The sequence below is a fragment of the Vibrio sabulosilitoris genome (assembly GCF_055391395.1).
This window is the reverse complement of record NZ_AP029599.1, coordinates 2174372-2197105: the sequence shown is the minus strand read 5'-3', so window position 1 is coordinate 2197105 and position 22734 is coordinate 2174372. Positions and strand designations below refer to the sequence as shown.

Here is a 22734-nt window from a genome sequence, read left to right as displayed (position 1 = left end):
GACGTTGCAGTGATCACCCTAGAAAATGTAACCAAATCAATTGGCAGTACGCCAATCCTTCATGGTGTCGACCTAAAGATCGACGAGGGTGAGTTTGTCGTGTTGGTCGGGCCGTCAGGGAGCGGCAAAAGTACTCTACTGCGCCTTATCTGCGGGTTAGATCAGCCTACCAGTGGCGATATCTACATGAATCAGAGTTGTGTCACCGAGCTTGAACCTGTTGAGCGCGATATCGCGATGGTGTTTCAATCTTACGCCTTGTACCCTCACTTAACAGTGTTTGATAACTTGGTTTTTCCTCTTGAGAGCGTGGGGTGGCCAAAACAGCAGAGAACAGAGCGAGTAAAACAAACACTCGAATTACTCGGACTGGAGCATCGAGCAAAACATAAACCCAGAGCGCTCTCAGGTGGGGAGCGTCAACGAGTGGCTATCGGGCGGGCGATTGTCCGTCAGCCCAAGGTGTTTCTGTTTGATGAGCCATTATCTAACCTAGATACGGTGCTGAGAGCGGAGATGCGCACGGAGATCACCGCACTGCATCAATCACTGGGTACAACGATGATATACGTGACCCATGATCAGGTTGAAGCGATGACGATGGCGGATAAGGTGGGTGTGGTCAATCAAGGTCGAGTTGAGCAGTTCGATACACCGCTTAACCTTTATCATTATCCAGTCAATCAATTTGTGGCGCGCTTTATCGGTCAACAAAGGATGAATCTAATACCGGCACGAATAAAGGATATAGGTAATGATATGCTCTGTGTTGTTGATGCCAATGGCCACCACTATAGCCCAAGAGTGAACTCAAAAGGTTGCAAGGTTGGTGACAGGGTCACGGTAGGATTAAGGCCAGAGTCGTTATCTCTTTCTAGGGGGGATAGTACGATTAGCATGACTTGCCAACGGCGCGAAGCGTTAGGGCATGTGAGTCATCTCTTTGGCCACTTGAAGGACTCGACACCTATGACGGCGACACTCTACACCGAATTGCCCAAGTACCAACAGATCACCTTGCACTACTGCTCGTCGTCACTGCATTTATTTGATGAAACAGGCATGGCGTATCCACGTTTAGCTCATGAGACAAGGGAGTGACTGAGATGAAGATTGCCGTGGTAGGTTTAGGCCGCCGGGCCGTTATGGTGTTAAACGACTTGTATGCCGTTGACTCTGGCATCCAACTAGTTGGCTATTGCGACCCCAATCCAGTCTTACTGGATAAAATCAATCTGCCGATTTGTGGAGGCAATTATCAAAGCGTCCAGGATATGCTGGAGAGCGTGGTGCCCGATATACTGGTGGTAGCGTCGCCCAATCATCTTCATCTAGAACATGTTAGAGCAGGACTTGAAGCTGGCGTTAAGGTGTTCTGTGAAAAGCCGCTCGTCTCTTCATTAGAGCAAACCTGGGAGATGGCAGGCTTACTGTGTCAATATGGTAGTTCGCGCCTGATGGTAGGAATGGTGTTGCGTTACTCACAACATATGCTCGACCTGAAAAAAGTCATCGAAGATGGGAGGTTGGGAAGGATAGTGTCGCTTGAAGCATGTGAGCATATCTTACCTTCACATGGGGCATTCTTTATGCGTGATTGGCGGCGTTTTAGCCGCTATTCAGGTGGGTATATGCTTGAAAAGTGCTGTCACGACCTAGACTTGTATCGCATGTTAGTTGGCTCTCGACCAATCAAGGTGGCGAGTTTTGGTGCCCGCGCTGCTTTCGTACCCGAGTTTGAATCTCGCCTTGAGGGCGATCAACAGTACCACCAACGCCCCAGTTACTGGCAGTCAACCCTAAATCCATTTACCAGTGAGGCGGACATTGTTGATCACCAAACCGCGATCTTGCAGTTCGAAAATGGTGTCTCGATGACATTTCATACCAACACCAACTCTCCAGAGCTGCAGCGCCGGTTTTCAATCTATGGTACGCACGGTATGGCCGAGGGAGAGTTTGAAAAAGGCTATCTCAAAGTCCACTGTGCAAGAACCAATCAGTTGAGCCTGGATATCGATTACACTCAGGACCCTCAAGTGTGCTCTCATCATTACGGCGCTGATCGCAGAATCGCCAAACGGCTTGGCCAGTTCTTGCGTTGTGATGAAACGCCACTCGCTGTAACAGCTAAACAGGCTCTAGAAGCAGGCATTATCGCTTTGAGTATTGATAGTGCGCGTCAATTCGGTGAAGTGATTGATCTACAGCCGCTTTGGCGCAGGCTGGATGCGTTTCCATGGCATCACGCGCAATGTGAGACTGAGCTGAGAAGTCATCCGTCTTGACGATCCACCCTAACGATCCGCACCGGCAACCAGTTTTTCCATCGCGCGATTGTCGAGAATTTGCAGCCCTAGGTGCGACTGATTGGCTAGCCACATCGCTCTTGCTACCGTGTGGGCGTCAATAAGTCGCAGATTTCGTAGTTGGCCGATCATCACTGGATTGATCACATTTAAGATCGCAGCGGTAATCACCTCGCTGGTACGCGGCGGCTGGCGCTCTCCCGCTAAAGGGCCGGGTCGGAAGATAGCGGTATGGTCAAATTCAAGCGCTTGGATATACTCTTCCATTAGGCCTTTGCACTGCAAATAGTAACTGAGGCTTTTTCGCGCTGCGCCATAACTGGACACGACCGACAGGCGCTGGATGTTTGCTTGTTTCATTCTATCTGCAACGCTATTGACTAGGTGTACGTCAACATTGGCTAAGCACTGCTTAGAGCCCGCTTGTTTTAGCGTAGTGCCAAGGGCGATAAAACCAGATGTTGGCGCCAGGCAGAGTTGGTCGATATCCTCGTGGGTAAAAACCAGATGGGGGTGGAGACACTCAATGATGCGTTTGTCATCTCTACCCAGAGCTTGACGGGTGATCACCAGCACTTGCTGGCAATTTGGATCTGCAAGCAATACATCGAGCAGCGCACTGCCGATCAATCCCGTTGCACCAGCGAGCACGGCAGTATAGTCGTGTTGATTTTCGACCGAGATCATTGCACTTGTCCAATAGTTGCTACACACTCTAAACCTATCACAATCTAGTGACTTTGCCTGAGCCATTTTGATGGCCTTGGAGTTAGGCTCATGCAGCGGAGGGAAGAATGCATATTGATTTTAAGACGCTCTCATCCAGCGAACGCTACCACTTAATGACTCAAACCGTGATCCCACGGCCGATTGCTTGGGTACTCACGGAGTCTTCAAAGGCGAATTACAATTTAGCGCCCTTTTCCTATTTTACCGCGGTCTCAAGTCAACCCCCTTTGATGATGTTCTCCATTGGCAAGAAGCCGACGGGTGAGCGCAAAGATACGGTGGTGAACCTTGAGCGGCAGCAGCACTGTGTGGTGCACATAGCTAGCGCCTTCAGTCAGTGCGACCGCTGAAACGCTCGATCATGGTGAATCTGAAGTGAGTAAAAATGAGATAGAAATGACCAACTTGGCCAATTTTCCATTGCCAAGGGTCGAAGGTGCTCCGATTGCGTTTGGTTGCCGGCTGTACGAGATGATTGAGATGGGTGATACCCCACAGTCACTGGTCTTTGTTAAGATAGAGACTGTCTATATTAGTGATACTGTTGCCTGCGATATGGATGGACGAGTTAGGGTTGATGCGACGAAGTTACAACCACTAATGCGCCTGGGCGGACAGGAGTATGCTCACCTAGGTGAGGTGTTTTGCGTGTCACGCCCTAAATAAGGGTGAGTACCTTTGCGTGTGTTAATAAAGGGTTGATAAGGTAGCGAATTTGCTAATAGTTGCCGCATTGATAACCACTCGTCTTAAGATCGGCGCTTAACGTCACAAAACCGGAAAAATCATGTTAGGATGTCGCTAGTTATCGAGCAATAGCGTATATGATGTGCGCCTACGATCGTATTTCGACGCGATAATTCGGTTATCATGGAGAAACGATTAGAGGCACTGCATACAACGGTTCAGCCCACTGGTGCGTAAGGTCAAGGAGTAATACATGGCATCATCACCATTTCAGCAATCCTTTTTACAAGATACACTGGATTTAGCGACCCCATTCAAACCACAGCAGTTCGTGGCAGCAAATGGCACGACGCTGAAATTGCTCCAACGTGGTGTTGTTGAATGTGTTCCCGCCGACTTTGACCCAGAGGTAGGTAAACACATCGTTGTCTCCACTGGTATCCATGGTGATGAAACGGCACCAATGGAACTTATCGACAAGATCATCGAGGATGTCGCCACAGGCTTCCAGGTTATTAAACAGCGCACGTTGTTTATCATTGCTCACCCAGAAGCGACGATATTGCATCAGCGCTGCGTCGATGAGAACCTCAATCGCTTGTTTGATAACAAGGCCAGACCAAGTAGTACGGAATCGCAGATAGCCGACAATCTTAAGACAATCATCGGTGAGTTTTTTGCAGACACATTGCCAAGCAATCGCTGGCACCTTGATTTACACTGTGCGATCCGCCTGTCTAAGCACTATTCGTTTGCCGTGAGTCCGAGGTCACGCCACGCTACACGAAGCAAAGCACTGTTTGATTTTATCGAGCTGTGTCATGTGGAAGCAGTGCTACTGTCTAACGCGCCGTCGAGCACCTTTAGTTGGTATAGTGCAGAAAAGTTTGCTGCGCAAGCAATGACCATTGAGCTTGGTCAGGTGGCAAGAATCGGTGAGAATCAACTGGATAAGCTAGTGGCATTTGACATGACACTGCGCGATCTTATTGCCAATGCGTCATCTGAGCATCACCCTCGTCGAGTAGTGCATTACCGAGTCAGTCGAACGATTGTTCGTATTAACCAAGACTTTGACTTTATGTTTGGTGATGACGTGGAGAACTTTACCGAGTTCAAACACGGTGAGGTGTTTGGCCATGACGGTGACAAGCCATTAATGGCCAAAAATGAGGGGGAAGCCGTGGTGTTCCCCAACCGCCATGTCGAGATTGGTCAACGCGCCGCGCTGATGGTGTGCTCGGTTCGTACTCGCTATGATGCTGGCCAGCTTGTTTATGATTAATACACCTCTTGGGCTGATTATGCACATCCTTGTCTTCACGGTATTGAAAAGCTAATGGAACTAGAATCGATACTGGCTTGTGAGCGCGCGCGTTGGCGACGCGCTTTTTTCATTTTTGCTGCGCTATTAATCGCCGTCTCAGCACTAAATTTAGCGCTCGGTGAACTGATTATCTTCCCGTTTTGGTCGATGAGCGATATTGAGCAGCAGCTGTTGATCCAATTACGCTTGCCAAGGCTGCTGTCGGCGCTAATGATTGGTGCCTCCCTTGCCGTTGCTGGGGCAGTGTTGCAAACTCTATTGGCTAATCCTCTAGCGGAGCCTGGTATCATAGGTATTTCTGGCGGGGCGAGCCTGGCAATGGTCGTGGTGCTAATTGGCGTGCCTTGGGCCGCCACAACACTTGGCCTAATGGTCGCGGCTTTCGTTGGCGCACTATCGTTTACCGCTTTATTGGTGTTTATCGCGCGCCGATTGAATCTCAATACTCCACGATTATTGTTGGTTGGAGTCGCGCTTGGCATTATGTCGAGTGCACTGGTTACCTGGGCCTTTTACTTCAGTGATGATATGAATTTGCGTCAACTGCTTTACTGGTTGATGGGTAACCTGGCCGGTAATCAATGGTATCAACTGAGCCTGGTATTGGTCTTTTTACCGACGCTGACTTGGATTGGCTTACAGTCCAGCAAGCTGGATAAACTCATGCTCGGGGAGAGTCATGCGCGTCAATTAGGCCTTAATCTCGATGCACTGCGCATGACCATGATCATTGCGGCGTCACTTTTGGTCGGCAGTGCGGTTGCGCTTGGCGGGATCATCGGCTTTGTTGGGCTGGTAGTGCCTCACTTAATTCGCCTGTGGTTTGGCTATGATCACCGCTACCTTATCCCGATGAGTGCCATGGCTGGTGCGAGTCTCGTTGCACTCGCTGATCTGATTGCGCGATTGGCGCTGAGCTCAGGTGAGTTGCCCGTGGGCGTTGTGACCACCACACTGGGGGCACCGGTGTTTATTTGGATGCTGATACGTAACCATGATTACCGTTAAAGATATCGCGATAGACCGTCGCTTGCTGCCAACCAGCTTTCAGATTGAAGCAGGTGAGGTGGTGCATTTAGTCGGCCCCAATGGCAGCGGTAAAAGCAGCTTGATTGCGGCGCTGGCGGGTGAGCTTGCGTACAATGGAAAGGTTTACCTGCAGGGCTGCCTTGTCGAGCGTCAAGCAAATGAGCAGCAGGCGAGCCTGAGAAGCTATCTTGCTCAATCTGGTCGTCCTGCCTTTAATGTGCCGGTATACAAGTACCTCGATGTTTCCGTTCCTAAGTGGGTGGATAAGCACGGTGAGTGCTTCAAGGACACCTTTGTGATGTTGGTTGAGCAGTTTGCCCTAACAACCAAGTTACGTAAATCGGTGCATCAACTCTCCGGTGGCGAGTGGCAACGAGTGAGGATTGTGGCAACATGCCTTCAGATCTGGCCAGATTACAACCCGCATGCTCAATTTGTTCTGCTAGATGAGCCAAGCGCTGCATTGGATGTTAGCTTTGAGGGTAAACTTCACCAGTTGATAAGGCAGTTGGCTGACATGGGGTTGGCAGTGATTGTGGCGAATCATGATCTGAATCGAACCTTACGCCATGCCGACAAAGTGATGATGCTCGATCAAGGGGTGATGCGCGGCTTTGGCCCTGTTGCCGATACTTTGTTAGCCCACCGAGTAGAAGCGATTTACCAAACTCCTGTGACATTAGGCTGTGTTGATGGTCAAGCGCTGTTTGTGTTTGATTAGTGCGCCATTCTAGGGCGTTTTGAGAGTTTTTGGGGCATCAAGTTGGTCACAGTATCGACTAGGATTCGCTTTAAATAGTGACCAGCTTAATCTAAGGTTATGATTTATATGGATTATATAGAATGTGTCCTAAAGATGATGATCTTGGCACAGAGATAGCTAGATAAGAAGGGATACATTCTCGTTCTTATCTTTATTAAGCTTAATGTTAGCAGAGGCCACCAGAGATGGTGGCCATTTTTTTCTTAAGCTGGAAGTTGAGTAGGGAACAGGCCTACTTGGTTAGCGGCGTAAGATCAGCGGCGCGGTAGTAAACGGACTTAAGTACTTTACCACGACGAATCGTTTTCTCAGCCGTGACCACATCCTGAGCGCATTTAGCGATGATGTAATCACCATTCACGACAGCTTGCAGAGCAATACCTTGCTTGGCGTAATGCGCCTCGGTGTCTGCAAACTCTTTTTCATTACGGCATACCTTGCTCATATTACTTGAGTGGACCTCATTCCAGCATGGAACAAAATCAATCGCTAGGTTGCTGGCAACATTGAGCAGTAAGTCGATGATGTAGGTGATAGAAAGGTTGTCTTCAATTTTGCTGTGACCCAAATGAACCAATCGACCCATCAAGACATAAACGCTGTCTACGATAGCATCTGCTTGCTCAGTTTTATCAGGCGCTTGAGCTAACTCTGTTAATTCTTCGATTATCAGAGAGGTATGCAGAGTATCGGCTTGCTCATCAAGGGTGTCTGGCTGAGCGACAGGCAAATCAAATGTGGTACGAAACTCGGTGATGTCTCGGTACAGTTGATCAAATAGGTCTGGCGTCAGTTTTGAAAGGTACATAGGTCACTTTACTTATGGTTATCTATAAAGAGTGCCATGATAACAGACCTATATACCTAAGTAACCTCAAGATCCTCGATATGCGCCTTTAGCTTGACGCTGAACTTTGCATCCAGCGCCACAGATAAATTACAAGAAACACAGTTAGCTGGGAATGACCTCACAACGTTGATCCAGAGTTTGCCACTGAGCTACATGCTCAATGATTTTATCTTGAAACTCATTGTGAACGCTCTCTAGGCTAAGCTGGTGACTTAGCTGTGGTGAGTTCAGAAACTGGGTGTGCTCCAACAGTTGGTAGTAGAGCTGGTTGAGATCAGCGAGGTAGGGCTGGATGGTCTGAATATACTGCTGATTAAGGACATTATTGAGATAACGATACTGGGTACTATCAACCCCTTGTCCGCAGCGAACAGTGTCGAGATTTTGAGTCAAAAACAGGTTAATCATGGACAAATAATGACTGGCGTTCGACATTGAGTAGATGAGATTTCCAACTAGCGCTTGTTTTTCAAGTACCTCTTGATGAGGGACGAGCTCAGGTATTACCGCCCAGTCTTGCTTATAGGAGCCTAGAAATGCCGCAGTGAGTGCTTCAAAGGCGTCAACCACAGGGGCACTATTATGCAAGTCCCCCTCTGCTAGCCATTCAACGCCAGTTAGCTGACGGCGTATGACTTGAGATGACCAGATAAGATTAGAGAAGTGCACACTCGTCAGCTCATCCGACTTTACCTCAATCGCCTCAGTCAGTGCCTGATTGATCTCAGGTTCAAACTGTTGCTCGTTGAGACACTGCGTAGCCAGTTGAACAAAACTGACATGATAGTCATACCTTCTAAACGGATCGGCCACTTTACCCAATATTGAATTACGCTCGGCGATCAACTGGAATAATCCACACTGCCTCAATTGATAGCTATCGAGTAGTCCAAGGTACAGTGGGGAAGGCTCACGATACAGGTCTCTGGTATCGGGCAACGAGATAAACTGGGGCTCAGGTAACGAAAAAGGCTCGACATCCAATACATTCGACAAACGCACAATGTAGCGCTCAAACATACTTTCTTGCTGTTGACGACAGCCGCCCAATAGAGATATGCAAATGATAACGACTATATGTAGTTTACCCACTCGTGTGTTGCCCTTATTGATTATGAATCGTAGAGGTATGATGCTGATTAGTTTAAAAATAGACTAACTTTGCCAAACTGGTGGCGCTCAATGAAGTTAATTGAGTGACAGTGTCACCCATTCTAGCTGCATAAGGAAAGTTGCGGGAGCAAGTAGGACACGGTGTTGCTTGATTTACACAGTAAATTCATACACCAATATATGTGAAGTTAATGATTTTGTTAACAATAGTCGAGTTAAGACAGAGGGCATCGAATTTGTTAAAACCGGCTGTTAGAAGCCAAACCCCAGTGTTAATGCAACTTGTTCAAGTTCAAGATCACCGCGGTTAAACTGCATGTTGAGATAGTCTTTTCTTGCCTCAACAAATGCTGATAAGTAATGGATTCTTAGGCCAAAACCATAATAAGGCCCCAAGTCATCATAACCCGGTTTACTGTAACCCGGCTCTTCGTAACCCGGTTTTTCGTAACCCGGTTCATCGTAATAAAACAGTCCACTGGCGATAAAAGGTTTGAATGAGACTGAACCGAATGACAGCGGATAGCCAATATCAGCGCCAATCTTAATCGTGTCTGTTGCAAGTTGGTTCTTTTTGGCTTGCTCCAGCGAGCCATGAATTCCGATCAATCGATTGAAATCATAGCTGTATTCAACCTTAAAGCCATTGCCTTGGACGTGCAGTTTATCTTGGTTTGAACTGGATAAAGTAAAGTCAGCGCGAGTTTTACCAATCGCGAGACGATGCTGGTTTTCCAAGTCAGGCAGAGCATAAAGACATGACGGCAGACTGGCTAGAAAAACAATTAGAACCCTATTTTTCATACACTTATATTTGATTGGTACATTTAGCAACCAACATAACCAATTCAGAGCTGAAAGAAAAGGCACTCCTTGTACAGGCGGCAAGATATTGCTAGCTGGTGCATATTATCGACGGGTTAAGCTTTGAAACTTGCAAGTCCCGTCACTGTGTAAATGGATGCTCATATCGTGTAGTAAATTACATAGTCATAGTCATAGTGACAGTGTCACATCAATCAGTAAGATGAAAAGAGGCACCCAGAGAGTATTTTCTGCGAGGATACCTCTATATCTCTCAAGGCCGTTTAGGATTCGACAAACGCCAGCTGACGATCGTCAGGTTGGCGGTGAATCCAGATCAATCTTGCGGCAAGCAGTAGTGCTGCACAGGAAAGACCAACGATAAACCCAATCCAAAAACCATAGGCACCCAAAGGCTCTATGACCCAATCAGTTAGCCCGAGTATATAGCCGGTCGGGAAGCCAAGGACCCAATAAGCGGTAAAGGTGCAGTAGAAGATCGCCTGCATATCTTTGTATCCCCGTAGCGCACCTGCGGCAATCACTTGAATAGTATCAGTCACTTGATAAATGGCGGCGAACAACAAAAGTTGCATCGCGACACGAATAACTTCCCGGTTATCGGTATAGAGTAGTGCAATATGCTCGCGCAACAGCACGGTCAGGATCGCCGTGACAATGGCGGTAGCGACACCGACTATCAGGCCAACATGAGAGGCTATACGTGCACCCTCAACACTATGCTCACCAAGCATATGTCCCACTCTGATACTCACCGCAGCACCAATACTCATCGGTAACATAAACACCATCGATGAGAAGTTCATCGCTACCTGGTGTGAAGCAACGACAAGTGAGCCAAGTGGCGCGAGTAAGATTGAAACCACGGCAAACAATGTCACTTCAAAGAACACTGCCGCTGCGACAGGGAAACCAAGGCTAAATAGACGTTTGATCTCCCGCCAATCTGGCTTATGCCAAACCGCAAAAAGGGCGACGCTGGCAAAGCGCTTTGTCGTGGCAACATAGCCAAGTTGGATAAGAAACATCACCCAATAGACAATTGCTGTAGCCACACCACATCCAACACCACCAAGCGCCGGGGCACCAAACTTACCGTAGACAAAGATCCAGTTAAGGGGGATGTTAATCAGCAAGCCAATAAAGCCGATGATCATTGCAGGCTTGGTGTAGGACATTCCATCGGTAAAGCAGCGCAGAGTCTGAAACAAAAGATAGGCTGGTACGGCAAATATCACCGCCGTCATATAACCATTGGTTTTTTCGGCCATCGCGGTCTCAACGTCCATCCAGTTAAGGATGCGTTGACTTTGCAGCAAGACCAGGATAATTGGGATCGCCACCAACAAGCTTAAATAGCCTCCCTGATGGATTTCTTTGGCAATTTTACTTCTTCGACCTGAGCCATTGAGCTGAGCCACTACAGGTACCAAGGCCAATAACAGTCCAACACCAAAAAGAATTGAGGGTAACCAGATGCTTGCTGCAATCGATACTGCGGCCATATCAATAGCACTAACGCCACCGGCCATCACGGTATCGACGAAACTCATACTGGTTTGAGCGACAGAAGCGATCAACACTGGGCTGGCTAACTTGATCAGCCTGATGGCTTCTTGTTTATATCGGTACAAAGGAACTCCCTAATCACTTTGATTGCTATGAGTCAGAAAAAGGCGGTTGGCGGAATCATAAAGAAATGTCACACTGAGTGCCAGTAAAGCTTGTAGGAGAATAAGATGTTTACTGGGATAGTGCTAGGTACGGCTGAAGTCGTTGATATTGTAAAGAAAGAAAAATTCCAAACTCATACTCTTCGCTTGAATGACGCCATGGCGGAGAACCTGCAAGTGGGGGCTTCTGTCGCTCACAATGGGTGTTGTTTAACCGTGACAAATATTAATGGCGATCTTGTCTCATTTGACTTGATGCAAGAAACGCTAAAGGTAACTAATTTGGGTCTGATTAATATCGGAGATAATGTCAACATCGAACGTGCCGCTCGTTTTGGCGATGAGATCGGTGGGCACAGTATGTCAGGGCATATCAATGGGGTGACAACGATTGTAGCGCGTGATGAAAGCGCGAATAACGTTACCTTGTGGTTTGAGATTGAAGATGATCAATGTCGGTATATTCTAGACAAGGGTTATGTAGGTTTGGATGGATGCTCGCTGACGATCGGTGAGGTAAAGGGCAATCAGTTTTGTGTCCACCTTATTCCAGAGACGCTTGAACGCACATTATTTGGTAATAAAACGGTGGGCGACAAGGTAAATCTAGAAATTGACCCTTCAACTCAGGCCATTGTCGATACTGTTGAACGTATGATGACGACTCGCTATCGTCAGGAGGCAAAGTTGGCTGAGCATAGTACCGTTGAGAAGCTCAACTAGTGACTACCTAAAATATCTGCTCATCATCAGCATCGGAATGGAGCTCGAGTGTGTCATGAACCTCATCCACCACGACGCTTAAGTGAATTGGGTGACAACAGGCGGGGCAGTCATCATAAAACTCTTGATTGCCGTTAGAGGCGTCAACGGTTACGCCAAATGAGTGATTACAATGCGGACATGTTATGCGTCGTTCAGTAAATGTTTGCATGGGAACTCCTTACCTGCTTAGGTCCGACGTGCCCCGTCACAGCAAGCACACTGTGGCGGATAACGTCTTTTCACCAAACCTGTACTCACAGTTTAGTCGAGTCGCATTGGAGTGACGAGTTCAGCGCCTTACTTCTATGAGGTGTTACTCCGCTCGCATGATTTTGTCGATTAAATTCTGCGTTTGATTGAGGTAATCACCACCAAACAGGTTGAGGTGATTGAGTAAATGATACAGTTGATAGATTGGCTGCCGCTGAGCGTAATGATTGTCTAGTTGCCACTCGTCGTTGTAGCCTTGATAGAACTTCTGGTCGAATCCGCCAAATAACTCGGTCATGGCGATGTCGCACTCACGATCCCCCCAATAGCAAGCCGGGTCATACATAACAGGGCCTGCAACACTCTGCGCCGCGTTGCCGTGCCACAAGTCGCCATGTAACAGTGAAGGGCGTGGATTGTGGTGAAGTAACTTTTGATGGACAAGCTCGACAAACTCATCCAAGTCGACGATGTGTACGCCTTTTTCTTTTAACAGTTGCAACTGCCAGCCAATGCGTTGCTCAGAAAAAAAGTGCGACCAATTTTTCATCCAGGTATTGGGCTGAAAGGTGGCGCCAATGAAATTATCCACATCGTAGCCATACTCTTTCTGCTCACCCCAACGATGGAGCTGTGCAAGTTGGCGGCCAAACTCATAAGATCCACCGCAGCTATCGAGTGGTTTGAGTACCAGGTAGTTTAGGATTAGCCAAGCGTGTTGCTTGCTATGACCGACTGCAATTAAATCGGGGACTTGAACGGTATTTGAGGCTTGTAGCCGATCAAGTTGCTCAGCCTCAAGCTGAAAACGTTCGAGGTGGGTTTTATCGTTCACTTTGGCAAAAAAGCGCTGTTCGCCATCACCAAAAACGTAGGCTTGATTGATATCGCCACCGGTGATCTTCTCGTGCTCCTTTATTGCAAAAGGCGCTCCTAAACGCTCAGAAATCGCTTGCTCGATCGCTCGCCACATAACTGCCACTCCTCACCCGACGCACAAGATTAACCCTAATTGTAGATGAATCGCATTTTTAAGCTCAGAGTAGAGTCACTATTTTAAACAAATCAGCAATGTGATAACAAAATTTTGAGCAGTACCGTCGGGAGGAAAAAACTTTTACGTGCTCAAATAACACGTGAGTATTTAGTCATTGAACTAAAGTTAGGGCGTCTTTGTTAAAGGACATGAGAACCGCCCGCTATCACTTCCTCGACTCTCGCAGCACCACGATCTCGATTCTCGTCTCTTCCTTCAGGGAGCAACATTTACTTGATGTATGCCGGGTAGATACCTAATATAGGAAACCTAACTTTACCCTTAATCTCTGGTTATCCAGCTACTTACATCTCATTTTGGGAGCACAATGTGGTTTTAGAGACCGATGGCTACTTGGCCTTGATCGAGCATTTAACAATGAATCTGGACCTATTTTCTAACGCTTCGGGTGATATAGGCACGGAGAGTGTTGAAGAGGTTGTCACCGATCTGATCGCCTCTAACATCATGGCGCTTTTCGAACAGAACCCTGAGCTTCACTCTAGTGTTCGTTTCCAATTGCTGAAAGAGGCAGACTCTGTGGTGGCTGATCTCGGCGAGGTACTGGCCGGTGCTTGGCAAAAAGCCGCAACCAATGACCAGGTTAACTTTCTCGACGAGTATGTTGGATTGGTCAAAAACCTATTCGACACTGCCGTAGCGAAATACGATTAAGGTTAATCGTGACAAAGATTATCACTCACAAAGACGATTGTTCTCAAAGCTATTATCTTCAAAGAGCACCGTCACTTAAAACGGCCTGAAATGGCGACACTAGCGCCGTTTTCGTCCTGGTTATTTTCTCAGTCAATAACGTCCTTCACTCGACGAAAGTGCCAGAAACGACCTGCCCAATAGGGGTTATCTAAGCGCGAGATGATCACACCTTGTGATGTCGATGCATGCAAGAACTGATTACCTTGTAGATAGATACCAACATGACGCAACTCGCGACCTGTTTTAAAAAAGACCAAATCACCTTGGCGCGCATCTTCATACTCAACCCGTTTACCTACCTGAGTTTGTCCACGTGTCGTTCGTGGTAGTGGTATCTGATGCAACTCTCGAAAAGCCTGTTGAACGAACGCAGAGCAATCAATGCCAGCCTTGTTATTCCCGCCTAATCGATAGGGAACCCCATGCCACTGATGATAAAAGTTGAGATAGGCCTCGCTAGAGACACTCTCAGGTAGTGCATCCTCTGCTGGTTTACTCGCACAAGCAGTGAGCGTGAGAACAATCAAACAATGTGCGAATAAAGTGGGCTTGAGCATCTTGTTAATGACTCCGAAAAGGTTGGGTGAGCATTTTGTCGATTCTTTGCTCGACATCAGCGCGAAAGTTCAGGGTTCCAATCTGCATATTTAAATGACCAAGATTGGGCTGTGGGATATAACTAGCAAATAGTCGGTCCCAGATTGACAGAAAAAAGCCATAATTGGCGCTACACTCGGTGCGAATGGTTGAATGATGAACGCGATGCATGTCTGGCGTGACCACAAAGCTGCGTAAAATGCGATCAAGCTTGAGTGGCATACGAGCATTGCTATGGTTGAACATAGCGCTGCCGTTCAGGATTATCTCAAACACCACGACACCGAGAGCCGGTGCACCCAGCAGTGCAACCATAACCAGCTTAATCAACATTGACACAATGATCTCTATTGGATGAAATCGTGTCCCCGTGGTGACGTCAATATCCTGATCGCTGTGATGCATTCGATGCAGCTTCCAAAGCAAGGGAACCTGGTGAAAGAGCCGATGCTGCCAGTAAATAGAAAAATCAAGCACCAGTACCGTCAGCAACATCGAGAGCCACAAGGGTAGGCTGAAGATATTCAACAAGCCAATATCGGTTGCCGACAGTTGATAGGCGAGATCGACTGCCAAGACGGGGAGCAGGAGTTTGAGCAGAACACTATTTAGCATAACCAAACTCAGATTATTGCCCCAACGGTGCCATTTGGATCGTGACAACACCCGCCGTGGTTTGCGTCGCTCCCATATCGCACAGGCGACAAAGATGCTCAAAAAGCACACCAATCGAAGGACGTCTACATTCATCCGCTACTTTCCTTTTCTTTGGTTCACAGCCTGTAACTCTATGTGTAAAATGCGCCTCGTTTTTATTGTTATTAATGAGCCGCGTTACCTATGAGAATACATGCCTTTCACCGATTGCGCGAGGAGCGCCTTAAGGCCTCGACTAAACCTTTTAATGCCCGTGGAGCGAAGGTATCACGCTGCTCATACTGCTTAGTCGCAGAGCATAATTGCCTGTGTGCGTATCAGCCCGACATCGACGCACAGACCGCGGCGGTGATCATTGTGTCAGACAACGAGACCTTTAAGCCGAGTAATACTGGTCGCTTAATAGCTGATACGCTAAAACAGACCCATGTGTATCAATGGAATCGCACTGAGCCACAACCAGAGCTGTTAGCCTTGTTGCAAGACTCGAATTACTTACCATTTGTGGTTTTTCCTGATGACTATGTGGATGATCAGAGTCGCTTAACGACAAGCTGCCAACTGCGTCAAACTAAGCCGTCGCAAACACTATTGCCGATCTTTTTGGATGGCAGTTGGCGCGAGGCACGCAAAATGTTCCGCCGCTCTGACTACCTGGCACACTTGCCTGTTCTGTCTATCGAGCCTGAACAAATCTCTGAGTACCTGATGCGCAGCTCTGAAAACGAGCAGCACCTCTCTACTGCAGAGGTCGCCGCAATGGTTCTCAATCAGTTAGGTGATGGACAGGCGGGAGAAGCACTTCAGGGCTGGTTCGAATGCTTTCGTGAGACCTATATGCTGAGTAAAACACGTTATAAGTCTGATCCGAACAGACCTGCGTTCAATCAGTGGAAGCAATTTATCAATAACGAGAATTAACTCTCATTATTGAATACTGAGTGATGAAGCTTTATTCAAACGGCATCAAATCGGAAAATAATTCGTCCTTCATCACGGTTTGTAGGCGTAGCTATATGGATAATGTCGTCAGTTAATGATTTTCTGGCGCTAACGTTATGATTTGCCAGGTCAAGTAAGGAGAGAATTCAATGTACTACGGCTTTGATGTAGGTGGGACAAAGATCGAGTTTGGTGCTTTTGATGAGCAGCTTAACCGCGTGGCTACTGAGCGTGTGGCAACGCCAACCGATGACTATCAGCAGTTGGTGGAGACCATCACAGGTCTTGTCGAAAAATACGATGCGCAGTTTAGCTGTGAGGGTAAGATTGGCCTAGGCCTTCCTGGGATGGAAGATGCCGATGATGCCACTGTATTGACGGTAAACATTCCTGGTGCAAACGGTAAGCCTCTACGTGCTGATCTGGAAGCGCGTATTGGTCGCAGCGTAAAAATAGAGAACGATGCCAACTGTTTTGCACTTTCTGAAGCATGGGATGAAGAGCTGCAAGATTCACCATCCGTCATGGGTCTGATCCTAGGTACGGGTTTTGGTGGCGGCCTAATCTATGACGGTAAGGTGTTTTCGGGCCGTAACAACGTTGCTGGTGAGGTCGGTCACATGCGCCTACCAATCGATGCATGGTTCCACCTTGGTGAAAACGCACCGCTACTCGGCTGTGGCTGTGGTAAAAAAGGCTGTCTGGATAGCTACCTATCTGGTCGCGGCTTTGAGCTAATCTACGCGCATTACTTTGGCGAGCAGAAAAAGGCCATCGATATTATCCAAGCGCGCGAAGCGGGCTGTGAGAAAGCGACTGAACACGTTGAACGCTTTATGGAGATGCTGGCGATCTGTTTTGCAACGCTGTTTACGGCCAACGACCCACATGTAGTTGCATTGGGCGGCGGTCTGTCAAACTACGACCTTATCTATGAAGAGATGCCAAAGCGTATTCCAAAATACTTGCTACCAGTAGCCAAGTGCCCAACCATCATCAAAGCCAAGCACGGCGACTCAGGTGGTGTGCGTGGTGCGGCATTCCTGAACATCAAGTAACTTAAATAAAGGAGCGAGGAGCGAGTTACACTGCGTTCCGAGGTACGAGTGGTTCATCGCGTGTGGTAAACTCCTCGATTCTCACCTCTCGCTTCTGAATCATCGGGTGCGAGTAGTTCATAGCGTGTGATAAACTACTCGCACCTCGTAGGGCGTCAGCCCGTCCTCGAACCTCGAGCCTATTTTTTCCCTACGCCTCGGTTTTCACGCTGCTCAAGCGTGATTTTACCAAATCCCAGTTTTTTAAAGTGATTGTCTCGGTAGTTTCGTACCGCCTTGGTGTCTGAGATGGCCTCGATTTGCTGTTCCATCTTGAGATAGTCGCTAATATCAATACCTTCGGCTTCAGCAACGGCTTCGTGAATATTACGATGCTGCTGGTAAGAGAAGGTTAGGCGCTTCTCTTCGTCTTTGTAGGTATAGATAATGGTTCTTGCCATGGTCGCTCCTTAAAATTAGTTCACTGCGAACGCTTGCCGCCGATCGTTGCTGCTGATTGTGCCCCCAAGGCGTCACATTGTCACGTTTCTTTGGCCGTTATTTCGGCTTAAAAGAGGTTTTCGCTCAGTCATTAGCCGGGCATGATTTAGTTTTGCGAGTTAAAGGTATAGTCAGGAAACCCATCTGATTCATGGTTATTGATGAACGACCCAGTTAGACCAATGTCTAATCTAGACAATGAGGCAAAACTACCACTCTAGTGTTAGGCTAAAACCATACGTTGGACAGGGAAGTATCATGAATAAGACAATCAATAATATTGTGGTGTTAACCGGTGCAGGGATCTCGGCTGAGTCAGGGATCAAGACGTTTCGTGCTCACGATGGTCTTTGGGAAAACCATCGCATAGAGGATGTTGCCACGCCAGAAGGGTATCAACGCGACCCACAGCTGGTGCTCGACTTCTATAACCAGCGCCGCGCAGGTTTACTTCGACCAAGCATTAAACCCAATGCTGCGCACGAGGCGTTAGGACAATTAGAGCGGACTTTTTCGGGCAAAGTCACCATTGTAACGCAAAATATTGATAACCTGCACGAGCGAGGAGGCTCCTCACATGTTATTCACATGCATGGTGAATTACTCAAGGCGCGCTGTCCAGAGACCAACCAACTGGTGAGCCTAGAATCTGATATCCAATTGGGCGATACCTGTCACTGCTGCCAACTGCCCAATCAACTGCGCCCCCATGTGGTATGGTTCGGCGAGATGCCACTTAAAATGGGTGACATCTACTCCCTGCTACAACAAGCTGATTTGTTTCTCTCAATCGGAACCTCAGGCGTCGTCTATCCTGCCGCTGGCTTTGTCCATGACGCCAAGATGCACGGTGCTCACACGGTTGAGATTAACCTCGAACCAAGCGCCATCGAAAGCGAATTCGCAGAAAAACGCTACGGACTGGCGAGCGTTGAAGTGCCGAAGATTGTAGCGGAATTGTTGCGTGGGGAAATGTCCATAGCGTCTTAAAAAAAGGGGCGGGGCTCGGGTTACACTGCGTTCCAAGGTGCGAGGAGTTCACCGCGCGTGACTAACTCCTCGATTCTCGCCTCTCGCTTCTCGACTCTGATTTATTGCCCAGCTTTGAGGCGTAAGAAGTACTCTTCATAACGCAAAGTCTTATCACCGACATCAGCCTGCCATTCAACATTATCCAGATCGTCTTGGTTGGGGAAGAGCGGCGCGAGGTCGCTAAACTTTTCGTTGGAGGCTTTTACGCCCGTTAAGTAACCGGTGTCTCGCGTAATCTGCTCTGTGATGTCTGGTCTTAGTAGGAAGTCGATCATCTTGTGCGCGGCTTCGACATTGCGTGCGCCGCTGCTGATGGCAAAGTTGTCAACCCAGCCAATACCACCCTCCTTGGGATAAACCAACTCGATAGGTAGGCCCTCGTTTTGTGCCGCTGCTGCAGAGCCATTCCAAAGCATACCAAGACCGACCTCGCCAGACATATAAGGCGCTCCGGGGTTATCTGAATTAAATAGCAGCACATTTGGCATCAGTTGCTGCAGTTGTGCGTACGCTTGGTCAATCTGCTCATCATCGGTGCTGTTCCCCGAATAGCCAAGTTTACGCAGGGCGATATGAAACACCTCTCGCGTATCATCCATCAACATCAACTGACCTTCGAGCTCGGGTTTCCATAGATCTGCCCAGCTCTGAAAATCTTCTGGGTCATACATGTCGGTATTGACGGCAAGCCCCGTAATCGCAACGACGTGCGGGATGGAGTAGTCGTTGTTTGGATCGTAAGGCTTATTGAGATAATTAGGGTCAAGGTTAGCGAAATTACTCAGCTGGCTCTTATCAATCTTCTGCAGCATCCCCTCATCACGCATCTTAGACACAAAGTAAGTCGAGGGAACCACGAGGTCATAACCCTGATTGTGGGTCTTTAGCTTGGCATACAAGGTTTCATTTGACTCGTAGGTGGAGTAAATCACTTTAATCCCGGTCTCTTTAGTGAACTGATCAATTAAAGCACTGTTGATGTACGGCCCCCAGTTCATAAATACCAGCTCTTCAGCCTGACTGGGTAGAGACGATAGCGATAAGGCGAACGTGCCAGCGAAAAGGGCGGTTTTCCATTTGGTATTCATGACTCACTCCCAAGGGTTAAGGGTTTCGATTTGATTTGACGCCTTGGCGGCCGACCAGTTGTGACAGTCCAACCAAGAACAAAGAGACAATCAGCATCACAGTTGCCAACGCATTGATTTCCGGCGTGATCCCAACTTTGACCATCGAGTAAATTTTGAGTGGCAGTATCTCGTAGGTGGGACCAGTGACAAACGAGCTGACAATCACATCATCCAGTGAAAGCGTGAAGCTCAATAGCCATCCTGCTGCGATGGCCGGTTTTGCAAGTGGGAAGATGATTTGACTCAATATGATCCATTCACTGGCGCCAAGATCTTTGGCAGCCTCTAGCATTCTCGTATCAAAATCGCTCAAACGGCCGTATACCGTGATCACCACAAAGGGCAGGCAAAAAGTGATATGGGCGATTAATAACGTAAAAAAGCCCAGCTGAGCGCCAAGCACCAAAAATAGCGCCAGCAGCGATATCGCCATCACGATATCAGGTGACATCATCACCACAAACAACATGCCACTAACCACGCGTTTGCCTCTAAAGCGATAACGATACAAAGCCACGGCGGTCAGTCCTCCAATCATTGTCGCGGCTGTGGCAGAGAACAGCGCAATATTCAGTGAATGCCAAGCCGCTTGCATCAGACTGTGGTTATTGACTAACGCCACGTACCAGTCGGTCGTCAATCCGCCCCATTTAATGCCAAATTTGTTGGCGTTAAAGGAGTTGACTATCAACACAATGATCGGCAAATAAAGAAACAGGTAGACTAAAGTCAAATAGGAATAACGCAACAGGGGCTTTGTCATCATTCAAGCTCTCCCTTATGGTTAAGCCATCGGCCTACCTTGTAATACACCAGCAGCATAATCGCCATTGCCAAGGTTAATGCAATACTGGTTGCGGCGCCAAAAGGCCAATCACGCGCGTTCAGCACCTGACTTTTGATCACGTTTCCTATCAACAGATTCTTCGCGCCGCCAAGTAGATCGGCGATGTAAAACATACCAAGCGCTGGCAGAAGAACCAACAAACACCCACCGATTATACCGGGCGCAGTCAGTGGCAGTACGACACGTACAAAGGTATTGATTTTATTAGCTCCAAGATCTTTAGCCGCCTCAAGGTAGGTATGGTCGAGCTTTTCAATTGAGCTATAAAGGGGAAGAATCATAAACGGCAATAAGATGTACACAAGGCCTATCATTACCGCGGTTTCGGTAAACATAATCCGAATTGGCTTTTCGATAATATCGAGATGGAGTAGGGTTTTGTTCAGGATCCCCTGTGTTCCCAAGACAATTTTCATCCCATAGGTACGAATTAATGAGTTGGTCCAAAAGGGCACAATAACCAAAAACAGCATAAACGGCTGGGCCTTTGTCGGCATACGGGTGACGATGTAAGCGAAAGGGTACCCCACTAGGAGACAAACAAGAGTTGCTACGATGGCCATATAGAATGAGTGCAGCATGACCCTAGCATAGAGTGGGTCACCGAGACGGATATAATTGTCGAGTGTCAGGGCGAACTCGATAAGCTGCGCCTCATCACGGGTAAGAAAGCTAGTAAAGATGATCATCAGGTTGGGCACGAAAACAAACAGGGCCAACCAGCCCACAATCACCAAGATGATGCTGTTTTGCAGACTAATCCGACTGGTCATCTTTCAGCACCACTTCCCAACTTTCCACCCAAGTTACTACCACCTTTTGCCCAATAGAATGGTCGACATCAGGATCGTCCTCGTTGAAGAACTCACTCACCATCACGCGTTGGCCAGAATCAAGTTCCACCACAGAATCTAATGTCATGCCCTTATAAGTACGCTCGATAACGTGCCCAGTAATGCCTTTGTCGACCGACTCCTTCACTTCTTCAAGGCGCAGGTCCTCGGGACGAAGCAAAACCTGCAGAGTCTCACCGATATCAACCGCTAGCTGCGAGTAAATGGTGCTTGCCACTCCCTCGATACTCGCGCGGATTCGAGTGGCGTCGATACGTTCCATAACGGTCACTGGCAATACATTAATCTCACCAATAAAACGGGCAACGAAAAGATTGCGCGGCTCTTCATATATCTCTCTAGGTGACCCGTCTTGCTCAATGTTACCGGCCCGCATCACTATGATTCGATCCGACATTGATAGCGCCTCCTCCTGGTCGTGAGTGACAAAGATAAAGCTTATCCCCAATTGACGTTGTAGCTGTTTAAGCTCCATTTGCATCTGTTTACGCAGTTTATAGTCCAAGGCAGAGAGAGATTCATCGAGCAAAAGGACTTTAGGCTGGTTAACAACCGCGCGGGCAATGGCGATACGTTGCTGCTGCCCACCAGAGAGCTGATGGGGTTTGCGTTGTGCCATTTCTTCAAGACGCACCATACGTAAGGCTTGCATTACTCGAGGTTCGATTTGATCAGTTGGGGTTTTCTGCATTTTTAAGCCAAACGCGACATTATCAAATACTGTCATATGAGGAAAAAGAGCGTAACTCTGAAACACGGTATTCACTGGCCGTTTCTCAGCGGGCAGATCACTGATCATCTGACCATCGAGGGCTATCTGGCCACGTTCGGCCTGCTCGAACCCCGCTATCAGCCGCAAAATGGTCGTCTTACCGCAGCCAGAGGGCCCCAAAATGGTCAGAAATTCTCCGCGATTAACCATGAGATCAAAGTCCGCAATAATCGTTTTGCCATCGAAGCTTTTTTCCAGACCCTGGATTGAAATCAAGCAACCTTGCTGTGTGTCATTTCGCGACTCATTATCCGGATACGTTTGCATATCAATCAAAATGCCTTATGTCTCTACTTAGGAAATCCCACTGTTTTGTAGATAAAAGCTTAGAC

24 protein-coding genes and 1 pseudogene are annotated in these 22734 nt (G+C 47.9%); 11 read left to right on the top strand and 14 right to left on the bottom strand.

From position 1 onward, the window contains the following. The first annotated feature begins 9 nt into the window (after positions 1-9). Positions 10-1101, top strand: coding sequence for an ABC transporter ATP-binding protein (locus ACZ5R2_RS10385; RefSeq protein ID WP_464902182.1), 1092 nt, complete (start codon positions 10-12; stop codon positions 1099-1101). Positions 1102-1106: 5 nt separating this feature from the next. After that, positions 1107-2288: a Gfo/Idh/MocA family protein gene (locus tag ACZ5R2_RS10380; RefSeq protein WP_464902181.1), complete on the top strand. Its 1182-nt coding sequence runs from the start codon at positions 1107-1109 to the stop codon at positions 2286-2288. Between the two features lie 9 nt (positions 2289-2297). Here ACZ5R2_RS10380 and ACZ5R2_RS10375 read toward each other — a convergent pair whose 3' ends face one another. After that, the gene (locus tag ACZ5R2_RS10375) at positions 2298-2996 is read right to left on the bottom strand and encodes an NAD-dependent epimerase/dehydratase family protein (RefSeq protein ID WP_464902180.1); all 699 of its coding nucleotides are present in this window, start codon (positions 2994-2996) and stop codon (positions 2298-2300) included. Between the two features lie 107 nt (positions 2997-3103). Here ACZ5R2_RS10375 and ACZ5R2_RS10370 point away from each other — a divergent pair. The 4 genes and pseudogenes from ACZ5R2_RS10370 to ACZ5R2_RS10355 all read left to right on the top strand — a co-directional run bounded on the left by ACZ5R2_RS10370 (position 3104) and on the right by ACZ5R2_RS10355 (position 6802). Beyond that, positions 3104-3704, top strand: a pseudogene (locus ACZ5R2_RS10370) (flavin reductase family protein). 274 nt (positions 3705-3978) lie between these two features. Continuing rightward, positions 3979-5010 (top strand): succinylglutamate desuccinylase, encoded by a 1032-nt coding sequence (locus ACZ5R2_RS10365; RefSeq protein ID WP_464902179.1) that lies wholly within the window; start codon positions 3979-3981, stop codon positions 5008-5010. A 54-nt stretch (positions 5011-5064) separates the two neighbouring features. Next, positions 5065-6060, top strand: coding sequence for a vitamin B12 ABC transporter permease BtuC (gene btuC, locus ACZ5R2_RS10360; RefSeq protein WP_464902178.1), 996 nt, complete (start codon positions 5065-5067; stop codon positions 6058-6060). Next, positions 6047-6802 carry an ATP-binding cassette domain-containing protein gene (locus ACZ5R2_RS10355; protein ID WP_464902177.1) on the top strand — a complete coding sequence of 252 codons (756 nt, stop codon included), beginning with the start codon at positions 6047-6049 and terminating at the stop codon, positions 6800-6802. Before btuC ends, ACZ5R2_RS10355 begins: the two co-directional genes overlap by 14 nt. A 274-nt stretch (positions 6803-7076) precedes the next feature. Here ACZ5R2_RS10355 and ACZ5R2_RS10350 read toward each other — a convergent pair whose 3' ends face one another. The 4 genes from ACZ5R2_RS10350 to ACZ5R2_RS10335 form a co-directional block, all read right to left on the bottom strand. Then, positions 7077-7652 (bottom strand): nucleoside triphosphate pyrophosphohydrolase family protein, encoded by a 576-nt coding sequence (locus ACZ5R2_RS10350; RefSeq protein WP_464902176.1) that lies wholly within the window; start codon positions 7650-7652, stop codon positions 7077-7079. A 144-nt stretch (positions 7653-7796) separates the two neighbouring features. After that, positions 7797-8786 carry a DUF3080 family protein gene (locus ACZ5R2_RS10345; RefSeq protein WP_464902175.1) on the bottom strand — a complete coding sequence of 330 codons (990 nt, stop codon included), beginning with the start codon at positions 8784-8786 and terminating at the stop codon, positions 7797-7799. A gap of 273 nt (positions 8787-9059) precedes the next feature. Then, on the bottom strand, positions 9060-9611 hold the full coding sequence (locus ACZ5R2_RS10340) for a hypothetical protein (protein ID WP_464902174.1): 552 nt from the start codon (positions 9609-9611) through the stop codon (positions 9060-9062). Between the two features lie 284 nt (positions 9612-9895). Continuing rightward, the gene (locus ACZ5R2_RS10335; protein ID WP_464902173.1) at positions 9896-11266 is read right to left on the bottom strand and encodes an MATE family efflux transporter; all 1371 of its coding nucleotides are present in this window, start codon (positions 11264-11266) and stop codon (positions 9896-9898) included. A 105-nt stretch (positions 11267-11371) separates the two neighbouring features. Here ACZ5R2_RS10335 and ACZ5R2_RS10330 point away from each other — a divergent pair, with 105 nt between their 5' ends. Next, positions 11372-12028 carry a riboflavin synthase subunit alpha gene (locus tag ACZ5R2_RS10330; protein WP_464902172.1) on the top strand — a complete coding sequence of 219 codons (657 nt, stop codon included), beginning with the start codon at positions 11372-11374 and terminating at the stop codon, positions 12026-12028. Positions 12029-12035: 7 nt separating this feature from the next. On the opposite strand, the gene ACZ5R2_RS10325 is transcribed toward ACZ5R2_RS10330, so the two are convergent. Next, on the bottom strand, positions 12036-12239 hold the full coding sequence (locus ACZ5R2_RS10325) for a CPXCG motif-containing cysteine-rich protein (RefSeq protein WP_464902171.1): 204 nt from the start codon (positions 12237-12239) through the stop codon (positions 12036-12038). Between the two features lie 144 nt (positions 12240-12383). Then, a complete protein-coding gene (locus tag ACZ5R2_RS10320) occupies positions 12384-13253 on the bottom strand; it encodes a fructosamine kinase family protein (protein ID WP_464902170.1) in 870 nt (289 codons plus the stop codon). Positions 13254-13646: 393 nt separating this feature from the next. Between ACZ5R2_RS10320 and ACZ5R2_RS10315 the strand changes: the two genes are divergently transcribed. Then, positions 13647-13991: a DUF3802 family protein gene (locus tag ACZ5R2_RS10315; RefSeq protein ID WP_464902169.1), complete on the top strand. Its 345-nt coding sequence runs from the start codon at positions 13647-13649 to the stop codon at positions 13989-13991. Positions 13992-14119: 128 nt separating this feature from the next. Here ACZ5R2_RS10315 and ACZ5R2_RS10310 read toward each other — a convergent pair whose 3' ends face one another. Further along, the gene (locus ACZ5R2_RS10310; RefSeq protein WP_464902168.1) at positions 14120-14590 is read right to left on the bottom strand and encodes an NlpC/P60 family protein; all 471 of its coding nucleotides are present in this window, start codon (positions 14588-14590) and stop codon (positions 14120-14122) included. A 4-nt stretch (positions 14591-14594) separates the two neighbouring features. Beyond that, positions 14595-15380, bottom strand: a complete 786-nt coding sequence (locus ACZ5R2_RS10305; protein WP_464902167.1) for a sterol desaturase family protein — start codon at positions 15378-15380, stop codon at positions 14595-14597. Positions 15381-15470: 90 nt separating this feature from the next. Between ACZ5R2_RS10305 and ACZ5R2_RS10300 the strand changes: the two genes are divergently transcribed. Continuing rightward, complete coding sequence (locus ACZ5R2_RS10300) at positions 15471-16208, top strand: tRNA-uridine aminocarboxypropyltransferase (protein WP_464902166.1); 738 nt, start codon at positions 15471-15473, stop codon at positions 16206-16208. A 170-nt stretch (positions 16209-16378) separates the two neighbouring features. Further along, positions 16379-17287 carry an N-acetylglucosamine kinase gene (gene nagK / locus ACZ5R2_RS10295; protein WP_464902165.1) on the top strand — a complete coding sequence of 303 codons (909 nt, stop codon included), beginning with the start codon at positions 16379-16381 and terminating at the stop codon, positions 17285-17287. 179 nt (positions 17288-17466) lie between these two features. On the opposite strand, the gene ACZ5R2_RS10290 is transcribed toward nagK, so the two are convergent. Then, entirely contained in the window at positions 17467-17727 is a 261-nt protein-coding gene (locus ACZ5R2_RS10290; protein WP_464902164.1) for a DUF2960 family protein, read from the bottom strand. A 298-nt stretch (positions 17728-18025) separates the two neighbouring features. Here ACZ5R2_RS10290 and cobB point away from each other — a divergent pair, with 298 nt between their 5' ends. Next, a complete protein-coding gene (gene cobB / locus ACZ5R2_RS10285) occupies positions 18026-18757 on the top strand; it encodes a Sir2 family NAD+-dependent deacetylase (protein ID WP_464902163.1) in 732 nt (243 codons plus the stop codon). Positions 18758-18858: 101 nt separating this feature from the next. On the opposite strand, the gene ACZ5R2_RS10280 is transcribed toward cobB, so the two are convergent. From ACZ5R2_RS10280 to potA, 4 genes are read right to left on the bottom strand one after another with little or no spacing between them, the layout of a single operon-like run. After that, on the bottom strand, positions 18859-19887 hold the full coding sequence (locus ACZ5R2_RS10280) for an extracellular solute-binding protein (protein WP_464902162.1): 1029 nt from the start codon (positions 19885-19887) through the stop codon (positions 18859-18861). Positions 19888-19903: 16 nt separating this feature from the next. Continuing rightward, positions 19904-20692 carry a spermidine/putrescine ABC transporter permease PotC gene (potC, locus tag ACZ5R2_RS10275; protein WP_464902351.1) on the bottom strand — a complete coding sequence of 263 codons (789 nt, stop codon included), beginning with the start codon at positions 20690-20692 and terminating at the stop codon, positions 19904-19906. Beyond that, entirely contained in the window at positions 20692-21549 is an 858-nt protein-coding gene (gene potB, locus ACZ5R2_RS10270) for a spermidine/putrescine ABC transporter permease PotB (protein ID WP_464902161.1), read from the bottom strand. Before potB ends, potC begins: the two co-directional genes overlap by 1 nt. Then, positions 21533-22669, bottom strand: coding sequence for a spermidine/putrescine ABC transporter ATP-binding protein PotA (gene potA, locus ACZ5R2_RS10265; protein ID WP_464902160.1), 1137 nt, complete (start codon positions 22667-22669; stop codon positions 21533-21535). Before potA ends, potB begins: the two co-directional genes overlap by 17 nt. Positions 22670-22734: the final 65 nt, after the last annotated feature.

Excerpts from the sequence above, each read along its gene's own strand:
- ACZ5R2_RS10310 (WP_464902168.1), bottom strand. The coding sequence starts at position 14,590 with ATGCTCAAGCCCACTTTATTCGCACATTGTTTGATTGTTCTCACGCTC.
- ACZ5R2_RS10320 (WP_464902170.1), bottom strand. The coding sequence starts at position 13,253 with ATGTGGCGAGCGATCGAGCAAGCGATTTCTGAGCGTTTAGGAGCGCCT.
- nagK (WP_464902165.1), top strand. The coding sequence starts at position 16,379 with ATGTACTACGGCTTTGATGTAGGTGGGACAAAGATCGAGTTTGGTGCT.
- potB (WP_464902161.1), bottom strand. The coding sequence starts at position 21,549 with ATGACCAGTCGGATTAGTCTGCAAAACAGCATCATCTTGGTGATTGTG.
- ACZ5R2_RS10305 (WP_464902167.1), bottom strand. The coding sequence starts at position 15,380 with ATGAATGTAGACGTCCTTCGATTGGTGTGCTTTTTGAGCATCTTTGTC.
- ACZ5R2_RS10365 (WP_464902179.1), top strand. The coding sequence starts at position 3,979 with ATGGCATCATCACCATTTCAGCAATCCTTTTTACAAGATACACTGGAT.
- ACZ5R2_RS10300 (WP_464902166.1), top strand. The coding sequence starts at position 15,471 with ATGAGAATACATGCCTTTCACCGATTGCGCGAGGAGCGCCTTAAGGCC.
- potA (WP_464902160.1), bottom strand. The coding sequence starts at position 22,669 with ATGCAAACGTATCCGGATAATGAGTCGCGAAATGACACACAGCAAGGT.
- ACZ5R2_RS10350 (WP_464902176.1), bottom strand. The coding sequence starts at position 7,652 with ATGTACCTTTCAAAACTGACGCCAGACCTATTTGATCAACTGTACCGA.
- ACZ5R2_RS10325 (WP_464902171.1), bottom strand. The coding sequence starts at position 12,239 with ATGCAAACATTTACTGAACGACGCATAACATGTCCGCATTGTAATCAC.
- potC (WP_464902351.1), bottom strand. The coding sequence starts at position 20,692 with ATGACAAAGCCCCTGTTGCGTTATTCCTATTTGACTTTAGTCTACCTG.
- ACZ5R2_RS10380 (WP_464902181.1), top strand. The coding sequence starts at position 1,107 with ATGAAGATTGCCGTGGTAGGTTTAGGCCGCCGGGCCGTTATGGTGTTA.
- cobB (WP_464902163.1), top strand. The coding sequence starts at position 18,026 with ATGAATAAGACAATCAATAATATTGTGGTGTTAACCGGTGCAGGGATC.
- ACZ5R2_RS10375 (WP_464902180.1), bottom strand. The coding sequence starts at position 2,996 with ATGATCTCGGTCGAAAATCAACACGACTATACTGCCGTGCTCGCTGGT.
- ACZ5R2_RS10355 (WP_464902177.1), top strand. The coding sequence starts at position 6,047 with ATGATTACCGTTAAAGATATCGCGATAGACCGTCGCTTGCTGCCAACC.
- btuC (WP_464902178.1), top strand. The coding sequence starts at position 5,065 with ATGGAACTAGAATCGATACTGGCTTGTGAGCGCGCGCGTTGGCGACGC.
- ACZ5R2_RS10280 (WP_464902162.1), bottom strand. The coding sequence starts at position 19,887 with ATGAATACCAAATGGAAAACCGCCCTTTTCGCTGGCACGTTCGCCTTA.
- ACZ5R2_RS10330 (WP_464902172.1), top strand. The coding sequence starts at position 11,372 with ATGTTTACTGGGATAGTGCTAGGTACGGCTGAAGTCGTTGATATTGTA.
- ACZ5R2_RS10290 (WP_464902164.1), bottom strand. The coding sequence starts at position 17,727 with ATGGCAAGAACCATTATCTATACCTACAAAGACGAAGAGAAGCGCCTA.
- ACZ5R2_RS10340 (WP_464902174.1), bottom strand. The coding sequence starts at position 9,611 with ATGAAAAATAGGGTTCTAATTGTTTTTCTAGCCAGTCTGCCGTCATGT.